The organism is Bradyrhizobium sp. BR2003 (assembly GCF_009720285.1).
In the GTDB taxonomy this organism is placed as follows: Bacteria; Pseudomonadota; Alphaproteobacteria; order Rhizobiales; family Xanthobacteraceae; genus Bradyrhizobium; species Bradyrhizobium elkanii.
Map to the genome: position 1 here is coordinate 226,356 of NZ_SMYJ01000030.1, position 14,102 is coordinate 240,457.

General features: G+C 65.3%; 9 protein-coding genes. 5 read left to right on the forward strand and 4 right to left on the reverse strand.

What is annotated here, in order from left to right:
- Window positions 1-47: 47 nt before the first annotated feature.
- Window positions 48-707: a hypothetical protein gene (locus E2I15_RS25430; protein WP_137476910.1), complete on the forward strand. Its 660-nt coding sequence runs from the start codon at window positions 48-50 to the stop codon at window positions 705-707.
- 8 nt (window positions 708-715) lie between these two features.
- On the opposite strand, the gene E2I15_RS25435 is transcribed toward E2I15_RS25430, so the two are convergent.
- Complete coding sequence (locus tag E2I15_RS25435) at window positions 716-1,663, reverse strand: alpha/beta fold hydrolase (RefSeq protein ID WP_155262559.1); 948 nt, start codon at window positions 1,661-1,663, stop codon at window positions 716-718.
- A 221-nt stretch (window positions 1,664-1,884) separates the two neighbouring features.
- On the opposite strand from E2I15_RS25435, the gene E2I15_RS25440 reads away from it, so the two are divergent.
- Complete coding sequence (locus E2I15_RS25440) at window positions 1,885-2,361, forward strand: Hsp20 family protein (protein ID WP_038384347.1); 477 nt, start codon at window positions 1,885-1,887, stop codon at window positions 2,359-2,361.
- A gap of 206 nt (window positions 2,362-2,567) precedes the next feature.
- On the opposite strand, the gene E2I15_RS25445 is transcribed toward E2I15_RS25440, so the two are convergent.
- Window positions 2,568-3,368 (reverse strand): hypothetical protein, encoded by an 801-nt coding sequence (locus tag E2I15_RS25445; RefSeq protein WP_137476909.1) that lies wholly within the window; start codon window positions 3,366-3,368, stop codon window positions 2,568-2,570.
- A 474-nt stretch (window positions 3,369-3,842) separates the two neighbouring features.
- Between E2I15_RS25445 and gltB the strand changes: the two genes are divergently transcribed.
- Both gltB and E2I15_RS25455 read left to right on the forward strand, forming a co-directional pair.
- Window positions 3,843-8,594, forward strand: coding sequence for a glutamate synthase large subunit (gene gltB / locus E2I15_RS25450; protein WP_137476908.1), 4,752 nt, complete (start codon window positions 3,843-3,845; stop codon window positions 8,592-8,594).
- A gap of 159 nt (window positions 8,595-8,753) precedes the next feature.
- Window positions 8,754-10,211: a glutamate synthase subunit beta gene (locus E2I15_RS25455; protein WP_137476907.1), complete on the forward strand. Its 1,458-nt coding sequence runs from the start codon at window positions 8,754-8,756 to the stop codon at window positions 10,209-10,211.
- A 172-nt stretch (window positions 10,212-10,383) separates the two neighbouring features.
- Here E2I15_RS25455 and E2I15_RS25460 read toward each other — a convergent pair whose 3' ends face one another.
- The gene (locus E2I15_RS25460) at window positions 10,384-10,953 is read right to left on the reverse strand and encodes an MAE_28990/MAE_18760 family HEPN-like nuclease (RefSeq protein WP_137476906.1); all 570 of its coding nucleotides are present in this window, start codon (window positions 10,951-10,953) and stop codon (window positions 10,384-10,386) included.
- A gap of 124 nt (window positions 10,954-11,077) precedes the next feature.
- Window positions 11,078-12,763, reverse strand: coding sequence for an outer membrane beta-barrel protein (locus E2I15_RS25465; protein WP_137476905.1), 1,686 nt, complete (start codon window positions 12,761-12,763; stop codon window positions 11,078-11,080).
- A 261-nt stretch (window positions 12,764-13,024) separates the two neighbouring features.
- Here E2I15_RS25465 and E2I15_RS25470 point away from each other — a divergent pair, with 261 nt between their 5' ends.
- Entirely contained in the window at window positions 13,025-14,032 is a 1,008-nt protein-coding gene (locus E2I15_RS25470) for a KpsF/GutQ family sugar-phosphate isomerase (protein WP_137476904.1), read from the forward strand.
- Window positions 14,033-14,102 lie beyond the last annotated feature (70 nt).

Below are 14,102 nucleotides of genomic sequence, written 5' to 3' on the forward strand. Positions count from 1 at the left end.
CCGGTAATGGATGTTTTTTAAGCTGACGCTTTTCAGGATGTGGTTTGATGTCCGATACGGCTGCACGCGCGGCGCCCGCCCCGCAGATTTCTCCTGACAACCCCTGCCCGTTCCTGCGGGCGCTCGTCGCCGGCAACTATGTCGGCGGCCATATCGTGCCGCTGCCTGAACTGACCGGCACCATCGGGCGCGCAACCGGCAAGACCGGGTTCGAGGGGTTCACGGCACGGGCGAAGATCTTCTTGGTGGCGCAGATCGCCAACGGCCTCGGTCCTTTCAGCCAGCTGCGCAGCCTGTTCCAGGGCGCCATTCTCGACGCGTTGCGCAACGGCCCGCTCGACAAGCACGGCGCCGGCTCGCGCATCCTCGACCAGCACGCGGTGGTCCATGAGGACGAGATCGCGCGGCTCGCGACCTTCGGCAAGGACTACAAGGCCCCCGACGGCAGCGTCGAACGCGGGCTGTCGGCCGCCGAGATCAAGACCTTCATGGCGGCTAATTTCCAGCGCGCCAAGGACGAGCATCCGCCGTCCTACGGCATCCTGCACTGCTACTATCCGCTCCTGATGCTCGGCGAGTGGCCGGTTCTGCTCGACATCATGGGCAAGGGCGAAGGCAAGGACCGCTATCTCAGCGTCGCCGAGGTCAGGACGCTGTTCGTGGACAAGCGCTTTCCCGATCGGATCGTCGCGCTGTTGAACGGCTGAGTCGCCGATTACTTGAACAGCGGCGTGCCCGGCACGAACGCGTCGAACGCCGCCCAGAACTGGCCGCGGTAGCGGTCCTGCTCCTGCAGGATCTCGTGCTTGGAGCCGGCGATCACGAGATGCGAGCCAGCGCGTAAGTGATAGGCGAACTCCTCGATCGCGGCCGTCGACACCACCTCGTCACTGCTCGCCGCCAGCATCAGGATCGGCTGGCGGATTTCGGACGGATACGACATGCCGCGGAAGGTGCGCATCGCGGTGAACGCGGTGTCGGCCCAGGCGATCGTCGGCGCCGCGATGCCGAGCGTCGGGTCTTCTTCCAGGATCGCCGCGTTGCGTGCGTGGCGCACCGGATCGCTGGTCACGGGATTGCCGATGAAGGGCGCGAGGCCGACCAGTTCGTCGCTGCCGCCGGGTACATAGCGGCCGCCCTGCCCGGCCAGCCGCATGATCCGAAGCAGCGCACTCGGGAAGAACGACACGCGACGGCGCGGCAGATCGATCATCGGCGCCGACAGCACCATGCGGTCGAACCAGCGCTTGCCGGCATGTGCGAGGCGCAGCATCACCGCGCCGCCCATCGAATGCGCCAGCGCGAAATAAGGCGGCGGACAATCCGGCAGCACCACCTGCTGCACGAAGGTCTCGACATCGACCTCGTAGTCGGCGAAGTCGCGCACATAGCCCTTGCGGGGATCGCGCAGCCGTCGCGACGAATGGCCCTGCCCGCGCCAGTCGATCATCGCCACCGCAAAGCCGCGGTCGCGCAGATCGCGCACGGTCTCGAAATATTTTTCGATCATCTCCCCGCGCCCGCCGAACACGCAGACCGTGCCCTTGCGGCCGGGCGGCGGCGCCCAGCGCGCAAAGCGCAGCTCGGCGCCGTCTGGTGTCTTGATGGTGCCACTGACAACGTCGTCCGGAACCGGGTTGGCGGGAATCGAGACGAGCGTCATGAAGGGGACCGGAGTGGTGAGACAGGGTGGAGATCAAGGACGCCGGCGCCAAAAAATGCGACGCGGTTTCCGCCTCTTGAACGCGACGTGACCCCTCCCATATCATCTCCGTGCAGGCCGCTACCAGTGTTTCGGAACCGAAACATCAGGCTGCACACATCTAAGCCCGGCCCGATGGCGGGCGGGTAACTGAAACAGTCGCTCATTGGAGGACTATTCCTATGCGTAGCTACGACCTCACTCCGTTTTATCGTTCCACCGTCGGCTTCGACCGCCTCTTCAACCTGCTCGATCAGGTGACCTCGGACGGCAGCCCCGGCTATCCCCCCTACAACATCGAGCGCACCGGCGAGAATGCTTACCGGATCAGCGTTGCGGTCTCCGGCTTCTCGCAGGCCGAGCTTTCGATCGTCGCGAAGGAAAACACGCTGACGATCAAGGGCGAGAAGAGCGCCAACGAGAACTCCGGCAACGGCTCCGAAGTGCTCTATCGCGGCATCGCCTCCCGCGCCTTCGAGCGCGTCTTCCAGCTTGCCGACTTCGTGCAGGTGAAGAACGCTTCGCTCGAGAACGGTCTGCTCCACGTCGATCTCGTCCGCGAGATTCCCGAGGCCAAGAAGCCCCGCAGCATTCCGATCGGCGGCGGCGAGAAGGCCCCGCAGGTCGTTGACGGCTCGGCCGGCAAGGTCGCCGCCTAAGCAACAAGCCCCGCGTCAGCAGATATTGGCTGATTGCGAAAACGCCCCGGGAAACCGGGGCGTTTTTTGTGCGGCGGGCCGTGGCCCAGATCAAGCCTTCGTAACCCGGATGGAGCGCAGCGCAATCCGGGGGCCTTCGCCGACGAAGAAAGGTTCCCGGATTTCGCTGCGCTCCATCCGGGCTACGGGCTATCGAGCGATGCGGGTCACTCCAATCCCTGCACCTTGGGCATTGCCTGGGTCGGCAGGATCGCGGGCGCCGGCGGCGGAGCCCCCTGACCGACGGTCGGAGCCGCGGCTTGCTGGACGGCTTGCGGCGCAGCCTGTGCCTCGGCCGGCTTCGGGGCGGCTGTGGCTTGCTCGGCCGGCGCGGGTGCAGCTGCCTGGGCAGGCTGCGGGGTGGCCGCCTGCGGGACGGCGGCCTGAGCCGCCGGGGCGGGAGCCTGGGTCGCCGGAGCCTGGGCGGCCGGGGCCGGAGCCTGGGCCTTGGCCGAGAGCGGGCTGCGTTTGGGCACCGGCACGCGGCTGGCGACATGCGGGATCGGGAGTGGCGGGCGCGGCACCCGGGCCTGGATCGGCCGCGGCATCGGCCCGATGGGACCGTCGGTCGCGCTCATTTCCTCTTCATAATTGTCGCCGAGTCGAGAGGCCGGCGTGAAGCGGATGATGTGGCCGTCGCGGGCATCGATCACCAGCCGGCCATCGTCGCCGCCCTGGTCGATCACCGAGATCGTGTAGACGAACCCGCGCTGCCGGGGCGCGCCAAGCGGCAGATAGCCGTTCTCGCGGAGCACGGTGTAGACCTCGACCGGCGGCAACAGGCTCGGCACACGGCCGTAGCGCGGCGGCGGCGGAACCTCGGGCATGGCGGCATAGGGCCCGTCCATGTCGGATACCCTGACCAAAAGCGGGCTGCCGATCCGGGCGGGCGTCGCCAGCTGGGCCTCGGCCGCGGCTGCGCTGAGCGCGAGGGCCGCGGCCGCAACCGAACCTGTGAACAACTTCATCGCCGTAACTCCTGTCTGCCCCGCCCTTGGGAGCGTTCCCGCTCTCTTCCCGGCTTGCCCCGGAGCAAAATTTCAGTTTCAAATTCGGCGGTCCTTGGTCGCTCCTTGGGCCAGATCACGGCGTGTTTGCTTCGAATCAGGGGCGCGGCGCGGCCCGCCGAGCCGTTCGATCCGAGCATGCGGGCGAGGACTTCCTCGCGCTTGTGTGATAGACAAAAATTTGGCAAGGTCGTAGTTAGGACAGCAAAGCTGTCTCAATTTCGCGGCCATCCCGGCATAGGGATTGCAACGAGACCTCGGCGCCCCGAGCTCCGAGAATGCTGCAGGCAGGGCCGTCCCTCAGGGGACGTTGAAACGCCCGTCGTCTGAATTTAGGAAAATGCGGCTCGCGGCGGACGAGCGGTGGCCCGGTGGGTGCCGCAACGTCCAAGGTGCGCCAAATATGGTGGGGCCCTTACGAAAGGGAGAGGACACATGAGCGGGTCGGAATTCGAGCGCGAAAACATCGTGGCAGGAACGCTGTCGGCGACCGCGGACTCGAAAGCCGCCGAGCCCGCGCGTGAGTTGCACACGCCCGAACTGCATACTTGGCGCCCGCAAGCCGAAGGCCTGTTTGATCCGAGCCTGGAAAAGGATTCCTGCGGCGTCGGCTTCATCGCCAACATCAAGGGCCAGAAGTCGCACCAGATCGTCTCCGACGCGCTGAACATCCTGTGCAACCTCGAGCATCGCGGCGCCGTCGGCGCCGACCCGCGCGCCGGTGACGGCGCCGGCATCCTGGTGCAGATCCCGCACGCCTTCTTCGCGCGCAAGACCGCGGAGCTCGGCTTCAAGCTGCCGCAGCCCGGCGAATACGCCATCGGCGCGCTGTTCATGCCGCGCGATGCCGCATGGCGTAACGTGATCAAGAGCATCATCGCCGACGAGATCAAGAACGAGGGCTTCAAGCTGCTCGGCTGGCGCGACGTGCCCAGTGACAATTCCTCGCTCGGCGTCACCGTGAAGCCGACCGAGCCCTACCACATGCAGGTCTTCATCGGCCGCAATGGTGCGGCCAAGACCGAGGACGATTTCGAGCGCCACCTCTACATCCTGCGCAAGTCGATCTCGCAGGCGATCTATCAGCGCCGGGACCGCGGCATGGCCGGCTACTATCCGTGCTCGCTGTCGTGCCGCACCGTGATCTACAAGGGCATGTTCCTGGCCGACCAGCTCGGCAAGTACTATCCCGACCTGCACGAGGCCGACTTCGACAGCGCGCTGGCGCTGGTGCATCAACGCTTCTCGACCAACACCTTCCCGACCTGGTCGCTGGCGCATCCCTACCGGATGATCGCCCATAACGGCGAAATCAACACGCTGCGCGGCAACGTCAACTGGATGGCGGCGCGGCAGGCTTCCGTGCATTCGGAGCTCTACGGCAAGGACATCAGCCGCCTCTGGCCGATCTCCTATGAAGGCCAGAGCGACACCGCCTGCTTCGACAACGCGCTCGAATTCCTGGTGCAGGGCGGTTACTCGCTGCCCCACGCCGTGATGATGATGATTCCGGAAGCGTGGGCCGGCAATCCTCTGATGGATGAGCAGCGCCGCGCCTTCTACGAATATCACGCCGCGCTGATGGAGCCGTGGGACGGCCCGGCCGCGATCGCCTTCACCGACGGCCGCAAGATCGGCGCCACGCTCGATCGCAACGGCCTGCGCCCGGCGCGCTACCTCGTCACCAAGGACGACCGCATCGTGATGGCGTCCGAAATGGGCGTGCTGAAGATTCCGGAGGACCAGATCGTCACCAAGTGGCGGCTGCAGCCCGGCAAGATGCTGCTCGTCGACCTCGAGCAGGGCCGCCTGATTCCCGACGACGAGATCAAGGCCGACCTCGCCAAGAGCCATCCCTACAGCGACTGGCTGCATCGCACCCAGATCCAGCTCGAGGAGCTGCCGGATGCGCCGGCCAAGGGCGTGCGCTCCAACCTGCCGCTGCTCGATCGCCAGCAGGCGTTCGGCTACAGCCAGGAAGACATCGCGGTCCTGATGACGCCGATGGCCGCCACCGGCGAGGAAGCCGCCGGCTCGATGGGCAACGACACGCCGATCTCGGCGCTGTCCGACAAGCCGAAGCAGCTGTTCACCTACTTCAAGCAGAACTTCGCGCAGGTGACGAACCCGCCGATCGATCCGATCCGCGAGGAAATCGTCATGAGCCTTGTCTCGATCATCGGGCCGCGGCCGAACCTGTTCGACCTGCAGGGCGTCGCCTCGACCAAGCGCCTCGAGGTGCGGCAGCCGATCCTGACCGACGCGGATCTGGAAAAGATCCGCTCGATCTCCGACGTCGCCGAGACCCACTTCAAGTCGCGCACGCTCGACACAACCTTCCACGCCGGCTTCGGCGCGGCAGGCATGGAGCAGGTGCTCGACGAGCTCTGCGCGCGCGCCGAGGGCGCGGTGCGCGAGGGCATCAACATCATCATCCTGTCGGACCGCATGACCGGCACCGACCGGATTCCGATCCCGTCGCTGCTGGCCTGCGCCGCCGTGCATCATCACCTGATCCGCACCGGCCTGCGCACCTCGGTCGGTCTCGTCGTGGAATCCGGCGAGCCGCGCGAGGTGCATCACTTCGCCTGCCTCGCCGGCTACGGCGCCGAAGCGATCAACCCCTATCTCGCGTTCGAAACCATCCTCGCGATGAAGGACCGGCTGCCCGGCGCGCTCGACGACTACGAGATCGTCAAGCGCTACATCAAGTCGATCGGCAAGGGCTTGCTCAAGGTGATGTCCAAGATGGGCATCTCGACCTACCAGTCCTATTGCGGCGCGCAGATCTTCGACGCGGTCGGCCTGAAGGCTGACTTCGTCGCCAAGTATTTCGCCGGCACCCACACAAGGATCGAGGGCGTCGGCCTCGGCGAGATCGCCGAGGAGACCGTACGGCGCCACACCGACGCGTTCGGCGACGGCCAGATCTACAAGAGCGCGCTCGACGTCGGCGGCGAATATGCCTACCGCACCCGCGGCGAGGACCACGCCTGGACCGCGGAATCGGTCTCGACGCTGCAGCATGCCGTGCGCGGCAATTCGCAGGAGCGCTACCGGGCGTTCGCCAAGATCCTCAACGAGCAGTCCGAGCGTCTCTTGACGCTGCGCGGCCTGTTCCGGATCAAGAGCGCCGAGGACGACAAGCGCAAGCCGGTCAAGCTCGAGGATGTCGAGCCGGCCAAGGAGATCGTCAAGCGGTTCTCGACCGGCGCGATGTCGTTCGGATCGATCTCGCGCGAGGCGCACACCACGCTCGCGATCGCGATGAACCGGATCGGCGGCAAGTCCAACACCGGCGAAGGCGGCGAGGAATCCGACCGCTTCAAGCCGCTGCCCAACGGCGACAGCATGCGCTCGGCGATCAAGCAGGTCGCCTCGGGCCGGTTCGGCGTGACGACGGAATACCTCGTCAACTCCGATATGATGCAGATTAAGATGGCGCAGGGCGCCAAGCCCGGCGAAGGCGGCCAGCTGCCCGGCCACAAGGTCGACGCGACGATCGCCCGCGTCCGGCATTCGACGCCGGGCGTCGGCCTGATCTCGCCGCCGCCGCACCACGACATCTACTCGATCGAAGACCTCGCCCAGCTGATCTACGATCTCAAGAACGTCAATCCGGACGGCCAGGTCTCGGTGAAGCTGGTGTCCGAAGTCGGCGTCGGCACGGTTGCCGCCGGCGTCGCCAAGGCGCGCGCCGACCATGTGACCATCGCGGGCTTCGAGGGCGGCACCGGTGCCTCGCCGCTGACCTCGATCAAGCATGCCGGCTCGCCGTGGGAGATCGGTCTTGCCGAGACCCATCAGACGCTGGTGCGCCAGCGGCTGCGCAGCCGCATCGCGGTTCAGGTCGACGGCGGCTTCCGCACCGGCCGTGACGTCGTGATCGGCGCGCTGCTCGGGGCCGACGAGTTCGGCTTCGCCACCGCCCCGCTGATCGCGGCGGGCTGCATCATGATGCGCAAGTGCCACCTCAACACCTGCCCGGTCGGCGTCGCGACCCAGGATCCGGTGCTGCGCAAGCGCTTCACCGGTCAGCCCGAGCACGTCATCAACTACTTCTTCTTCGTCGCCGAGGAAGTCCGCGAAATCATGGCGCAGCTCGGCTACAAGACGTTCGACGAGATGGTCGGCCAGGTCCAGATGCTGGACCAGACCGCGCTGGTCTCGCACTGGAAGGCCAAGGGCCTCGATTTCTCCAAGCTGTTCGTGCGGCAGAAGGAGGAGAAGGGCCAGACGATCTATCACTCGGAGAGCCAGAACCACCATCTGGAAGCCGTGCTCGACCGCCGGCTGATCGGGAAGGCGCAGGCCGCGCTCGATCGCGGCGCCCCGGTCAAGATCGAGGAAGAGATCAACAACACCGACCGTTCCGCCGGCGCGATGCTGTCGGGCGCGGTGGCCAAGATCTACGGCCATGCCGGCCTGCCGCTCGACACCATCCATGTCGGCCTGAAGGGCACGGCAGGACAGGCGTTCGGGGCCTGGCTCGCCAAGGGCGTCACTTTCGAGCTCGAGGGTGAAGGCAACGACTATGTCGGCAAGGGCCTCTCGGGCGGCTGCATCATCGTCAAGCCGCCGAAGATCTCAGGCATCGTGCCGGAAGAGTCGATCATCGTCGGCAACACCGTGATGTACGGCGCGATCGCGGGCGAGTGCTACTTCCGCGGCATCGCCGGCGAGCGCTTCGCGGTGCGCAACTCGGGGGCGGTCGCGGTCGTCGAAGGCGCCGGCGATCATTGCTGCGAATACATGACCGGCGGCATCGTCGTGGTGCTCGGCAAGACCGGACGCAACTTCGCGGCCGGCATGTCCGGCGGCATCGCCTATGTGCTGGACGAGGCCGGCGACTTCGACAAGCTCTGCAACCTTTCGATGGTCGAGCTCGAGCCGGTGCTGTCGGAGGAGATGATCAACGCCGACACCTACCACCACTCCGGCGATCTCGAGGCGCATGGCCGGGTCGACGTGTTCCAGAACCTGCTCGACTCCGATGTGGAGCGGCTGCACGTCCTGATCACGCGTCACGCCAAGCTGACGGGTTCGAAGAAGGCGGCGGAGATCCTCGCCGACTGGAAGAGCTGGCTGCCGAAATTCCGCAAGGTGATGCCGGTGGAGTACCGCCGCGCGCTGAAGGAAATGAAGGCGAACGCCGACGCCGAGCCGAAGATCGCGATCGGCGCGTAAGCCTGAAAGACCCTCATGGTGAGGAGGCGCGCAGCGCCGTCTCGAACCATGAGGCCGCCACACGGGCCTCCATCCTTCGAGACGCGGCGCACGCGCCGCTCCTCAGGATGAGGGTCGAACAGAACAGACGAACACATGATGCAGGGGCATCGGGTTTCAATGGGTAAGATCACAGGTTTTCTCGAGATCGAGCGGCATGACCGCAAGTACGAGCCGGTCGCCGATCGACTCAAGAACTTCAAGGAATTCGTCATTCCGCTGAGCGAGAAGGACACGCGCGACCAGGCTGCGCGCTGCATGAACTGCGGCATCCCCTATTGCCACGGCACCGGCTCGACCGCGCCGGGCACACCGGGCTGCCCGGTCAACAACCAGATCCCCGATTTCAATGACCTCGTCTATCAGGGCAACTGGGAAGAAGCCTCGCGCAACCTGCACTCGACCAACAATTTCCCCGAATTCACCGGCCGCATCTGCCCGGCGCCGTGCGAGGCGTCCTGCACGCTCAACATCGACGACAACCCGGTCACCATCAAGACCATCGAATGCGCGATCGTCGACCGCGCCTGGGACAATGGCTGGGTGAAGCCGGAGATCGCAGCCGTTAAGACCGGCAAGAAGGTCGCCGTGATCGGTTCGGGTCCCGCCGGCATGGCCGCCGCGCAGCAGCTCGCGCGCGCCGGCCACGAGGTGCATGTCTACGAGAAGTTCGCCAAGGCCGGCGGCCTGCTGCGCTACGGCATTCCCGACTTCAAGATGGAGAAGGGCGTCATCGACCGCCGCGTGGCGCAGATGGAAGCCGAGGGCGTCACCTTCCATTGCGGCAAGGCCGTCGGCGGCTCGACGCCGGGCGCGATCGATCCGCAGGAGCTCGCCAAGCAGTACGACGCCGTGGCGCTGACCGGCGGCGCGGAAGCCCCGCGCGACCTGCCGATCCCCGGCCGCGAGCTCTCCGGCATCCACTTCGCGATGGACTTCCTGCCGCAGCAGAACCGCCGCGTCTCCGGCGAGCCGCTGAACGGCGCCGCCGACATCCTCGCCGGCGGCAAGCATGTCGTCGTGATCGGCGGCGGCGACACCGGTTCGGATTGCATCGGCACCTCGTTCCGGCAAGGTGCAAAGTCGGTGACCCAGCTCGAGATCATGCCGGCGCCGCCCGAGCACGAGAACAAGGGCGTCACCTGGCCGAACTGGCCGCTGAAGATGCGCACGTCGTCGAGCCAGGCCGAAGGCGCGGTGCGCGAATTCGCGGTGCTGACGACGAAGTTCGAAGGCGTCGACGGCAAGGTGACGAAGCTGCATTGCGTCAAGGTCGACGACAAGTTCAAGCCGCTGCCCGGCACCGAGTTCACACTCGACGCCGAGCTCGTGCTGCTGGCGATGGGCTTCGTCCATCCGGTGCACGAGGGCCTGCTCAAGACGCTGGGCGTCGAGCTCGACCAGCGCGGCAATGTCCGCGCCTCCCTGCACGACTACCAGACCTCGCGCGCGAAGATTTTCTCCGCCGGCGACATGCGCCGCGGCCAGTCGCTCGTGGTCTGGGCGATCCGCGAAGGCCGCCAGTGCGCGCGCTCGATCGACACCTTCCTGATGGGGAAGACCGACCTGCCGGGGTGAGACCCCGGCCGCACGCCGCGCTGCATCACACAAACTCAGCTGTCATCGCCCGCGAAAGCGGGCGATGATTCATCAAAGATGATGTGGCGTAGGAGCGCACAGCAATGGGGAACAAGGCGCGCGCCTTGCGGATCCAGCCGGACGGTCCAGCTACGTTCAGGCGGAGCGAGGGCTATTGGAGGCCGCGAAGGTACTTCTTTGTCGCGACACTGTTTTCTACCTCGGTCCTGAACTGCCTCATTATCTCCAATACGTAATCAATCGCTCTGATTAGGTAGTCGTCTGAGACTGTAAAGTAATCACCGTGAGCAATCCGATTTCTAGCGCCAACAATCGATTCATCGAGGTAATCTCGATCCGGAACTATCTTATCGTGGTCGAGCATTAATATCTGGCAGATATTCTCGAAGCGGTCCGAGTTTAGATTTCCGCCTGTACTGATCGCGCTCGGCGGCACAGTCCTAAATTGCTCAACTTCCATATCGCGGATGGTATCGACGATCTTCAGCCGCAATAAAATGGAATCGCGCTGCGTCTGCCAACCCTGAATGAAGGATGCAAGTTTAACCGCCTGCAGACTTGGCATCAACTGCGAGAACTTCTGCTTCTTCTTTGCAATGAACCGTAGATAAGTTTCTGCAACGAAGAGAACGTGTCCTTCCCAATGCGCGTACAGTAACGCAAGTGCGGCCTTGCGAGCGACCGGTGAATAGAGATCTTCTATTTCTTTCTCCAGAGCCATCCGTTCCCCGTTAGCTTTTGATTATCCTAGGTAGATTCTTCTCGCCGCGCAATTAGCGGGATAGCCGGTACTACTTTAGTCGCGGCAAACAATTTCGCCGCTCGCCGTCGTCACTGTCTGATCACTAATTCTGCACCCGCACACCCAGCATCACGACCGTGGACGCCGAGCTCTGTCCGGCCAAATTCGAATCCAGCCAGTCGCGGCGCACGGTGCCCTTGATCCAGAGGCTGCGGGTCATCTTGTAGATCAGGTCGGCAGACACCGAGTAGATCGTGTCGTTGCGGTTGTCGCCCTGGTAATCGAGCGTGCCGTAGGTGAACTTGCCGATGCCGGTCAGCCAGCGGCGGAAGTCGTGGTCGACCTCGACGGTGTAAGTGCGCGACAGCACGCCCGAGGTGCCGGGCAGCGTGGTCTCGCCGATCTGGGTGTCGGAATAGAATTTGGCCGTGGTCAGCGGCGTCGCATTCCAGGTCAGCGAGGCCGTGGTGAGCAGCCCCTCCAGCCGGTTGAGCCGTGGGTCGACGTAATCGCGCGCCGCGTAGCCGATCGAGATTTCACCGAACAGAATCCGCGTGAACTCGAACGACGTACCGACCTTGGCATAACCGCCCGAGGAGTTGCGCGCGTAACCATTGCGGTCGAGATAGAGATCGTGGAAGCGGCTGTCGCCCTGCACTTCGACGAACGGCTTCACCGCCGGGTTCAGCTCGTAGCTGACGCGGCCGACGCCGCCATATTGCGTGAAGTTGCGGTCGTCGTTCGACGACGAGGTGCCGTCGGTCAGCTTCGACCATTGATAATCGGTGCGGTCGACGGTGGCGCCGAGCGAGACCTGCAGACGGTTGAAGTTCTGGTCGACGCCGAAGGTACCGCCGACCGTTGTGTAGATCGGATATCTGGCGAGGCCGGCCTGCACGTTCGGGCTGCCGGGATTGTCGGTCGAGACCAGCAGGCGAGCCTGGCCCAGCAGGCGTGTGTCGCGCGTGACGTCGAGACGGCCGTCGATATGACCGGTGAAGTTCGGACGGTCGATGTCGAGCGGCGCCGACAGCGGCGTGCCGTCGGCATTCGGCGTCAGCCCGGAGCCGTAGCCGGTGAAGGAGCCGCGCAGGTCGGCGACGACGGCATGACGCTCCCAGTCGGAGACCGCGAGGAATTCCGGCGCGACCATGTAGAACGCCCTGCCCTGCGGCGAGTAGAGCCGGCCCGGATTGGTGTCGTAGCCGGCCATCACCTCGACCGCGGTCTTGACCATGAACGAGCCGGCGTAGTCGCCGACCGCGCCGAACGGATCGTCGTCGATCTTGAGCCGCTTGCGCGGCGGCTGGCCGACGATGGTGCCGGCCATCGCCGGCGGCAGCGGCGTCTTGTTGGCGGTCGCAGACGGCGGGATCGACAGCCGTAACTCGCCCGTCGCGGTCAGCGGCGGCGGTGTCGGCGGCGGCGAGCCGGGTCCCGCCGGCGGCTTCGGCCTGGCCTGGCCCGGGTAGTATTTCGGCTTCTGGCGTTTGCGGTTCAGCGAGTCATAGCCCGCCGTCGAGGCGCCATTCGCCGCGGGGAGCCCGTAGGTCGGGACCTGGCCGATCCGCGTCGTCGTTGATGTCGATGACGACGAGGAGGAACGGCGATCGCGATCGGCGTCGGGCAGCTTCAGGCCGTTCAGCGGATCCATGGCGTCGGCCGTGGTCCGGCGCAGCGGCGAATCCTGGGTGATCACCTGGCTCTGGCGATTAGGGCTGAACAGATCGGGCGTCACGGTCTGGGCCTCGGCGAGCCCGATGGCCGCGGTCAGCGCCACAGCAGTCATGGCAAGGCATGGCAAGACCGCGCGGACAATGCATCCACGCCGGTCTGGGCCGCTTGCTGGCCGCCGCAACACGATGGAAATACTCCAACGAATTCATACACTTGTCGGACGCACTCCGCCGGGCGGCGGAAAACGTCGTTAATGGAGTTAAAACAATTATGGTTAATGAGCCGTTGAGGATCGGCCGCCGCGCGTCGCATCGCGGAATCGAACGTGCTAAGGGAGACGCCCGGGTGCAAAACCCCTCCCCTGGAATCCGAAATGGCCAAACCGAAACCGCTGATGACCAAATCATCCGGCCCCGATGACGGCGCCGTTCAATCGGCGCTCCGCACCCTCGATGCCGAAGCAAGCGGCGTCGCAGCCCTTTCCGCCGCACTGAAGGCCGACCTCGGCGCGCCGTTCGCGGCAGCGTCCGAGCTGATCGGCAACGCCAAGGGACGGCTGATCGTCACCGGGCTCGGCAAGTCCGGCCATGTCGGGCGCAAGATCGCAGCGACCTTTGCCTCGACCGGCACGCCGGCGTTCTTCGTGCACGCCGCCGAAGCGAGCCATGGCGACCTCGGCATGATCACGATCGACGACGTGATCCTGGCGCTGTCATGGTCCGGCGAGCAGCCGGAGATGCGCAATCTGATCGCCTATGCCGCCCGCTTCGGCATTCCGCTGATCGCGATGACGGCCGACAAGGATTCGACGCTGAGCAAGGCCGCCGACGTGCAGCTGACGCTGCCGAAGGCCCGCGAGGCCTGCCCGCACAATCTGGCGCCGACCACTTCCTCGCTGATGATGCTGGCGCTCGGCGATGCGCTGGCGATCGCGCTGCTCGAGGGCCGCGGTTTCACCTCGACCGATTTCAGCGTGCTGCATCCGGGCGGCAAGCTCGGCGCGCTGCTGAAATATGCCCGCGACCTGATGCATGGCGGCGACGCACTGCCGCTGAAGCCGCTCGGCACCAAGATGTCGGATGCGCTGGTCGAGATGACCTCGAAGGGTTTTGGCTGCGTCGGCATCGTCGACCGCCACGGCCATCTCGTCGGCATCGTCACCGACGGCGATCTGCGCCGGCAGATGCGTCCCGACCTTTTGACGCTGTCGGTCGACGAGGTCATGACCAGGACACCGAAGACGATCAGCCGCGACACGCTGGCCGGCGAGGTGCTGGAGCTGCTCAACGCCTCGAAGATCACGACGCTGATCGTGACCGACGCCAAGAAGCCGGTCGGCATCATCCATCTGCACGATCTGCTGCGGGCGGGTGTAGCGTAATTTCCGTCATTCCGGGGCGCCGCGAAGCGGCGAACCCGGAATCTCAAGATTCTCAGGTGCGCAATTGCGC

Bases quoted from the DNA above. Each gene is read 5' to 3' on its own strand.
- E2I15_RS25430 (WP_137476910.1), top strand. From the start codon at position 48: ATGTCCGATACGGCTGCACGCGCGGCGCCCGCCCCGCAGATTTCTCCT.
- E2I15_RS25435 (WP_155262559.1), bottom strand. From the start codon at position 1,663: ATGACGCTCGTCTCGATTCCCGCCAACCCGGTTCCGGACGACGTTGTC.
- E2I15_RS25440 (WP_038384347.1), top strand. From the start codon at position 1,885: ATGCGTAGCTACGACCTCACTCCGTTTTATCGTTCCACCGTCGGCTTC.
- E2I15_RS25445 (WP_137476909.1), bottom strand. From the start codon at position 3,368: ATGAAGTTGTTCACAGGTTCGGTTGCGGCCGCGGCCCTCGCGCTCAGC.
- gltB (WP_137476908.1), top strand. From the start codon at position 3,843: ATGAGCGGGTCGGAATTCGAGCGCGAAAACATCGTGGCAGGAACGCTG.
- E2I15_RS25455 (WP_137476907.1), top strand. From the start codon at position 8,754: ATGGGTAAGATCACAGGTTTTCTCGAGATCGAGCGGCATGACCGCAAG.
- E2I15_RS25460 (WP_137476906.1), bottom strand. From the start codon at position 10,953: ATGGCTCTGGAGAAAGAAATAGAAGATCTCTATTCACCGGTCGCTCGC.
- E2I15_RS25465 (WP_137476905.1), bottom strand. From the start codon at position 12,763: ATGACTGCTGTGGCGCTGACCGCGGCCATCGGGCTCGCCGAGGCCCAG.
- E2I15_RS25470 (WP_137476904.1), top strand. From the start codon at position 13,025: ATGGCCAAACCGAAACCGCTGATGACCAAATCATCCGGCCCCGATGAC.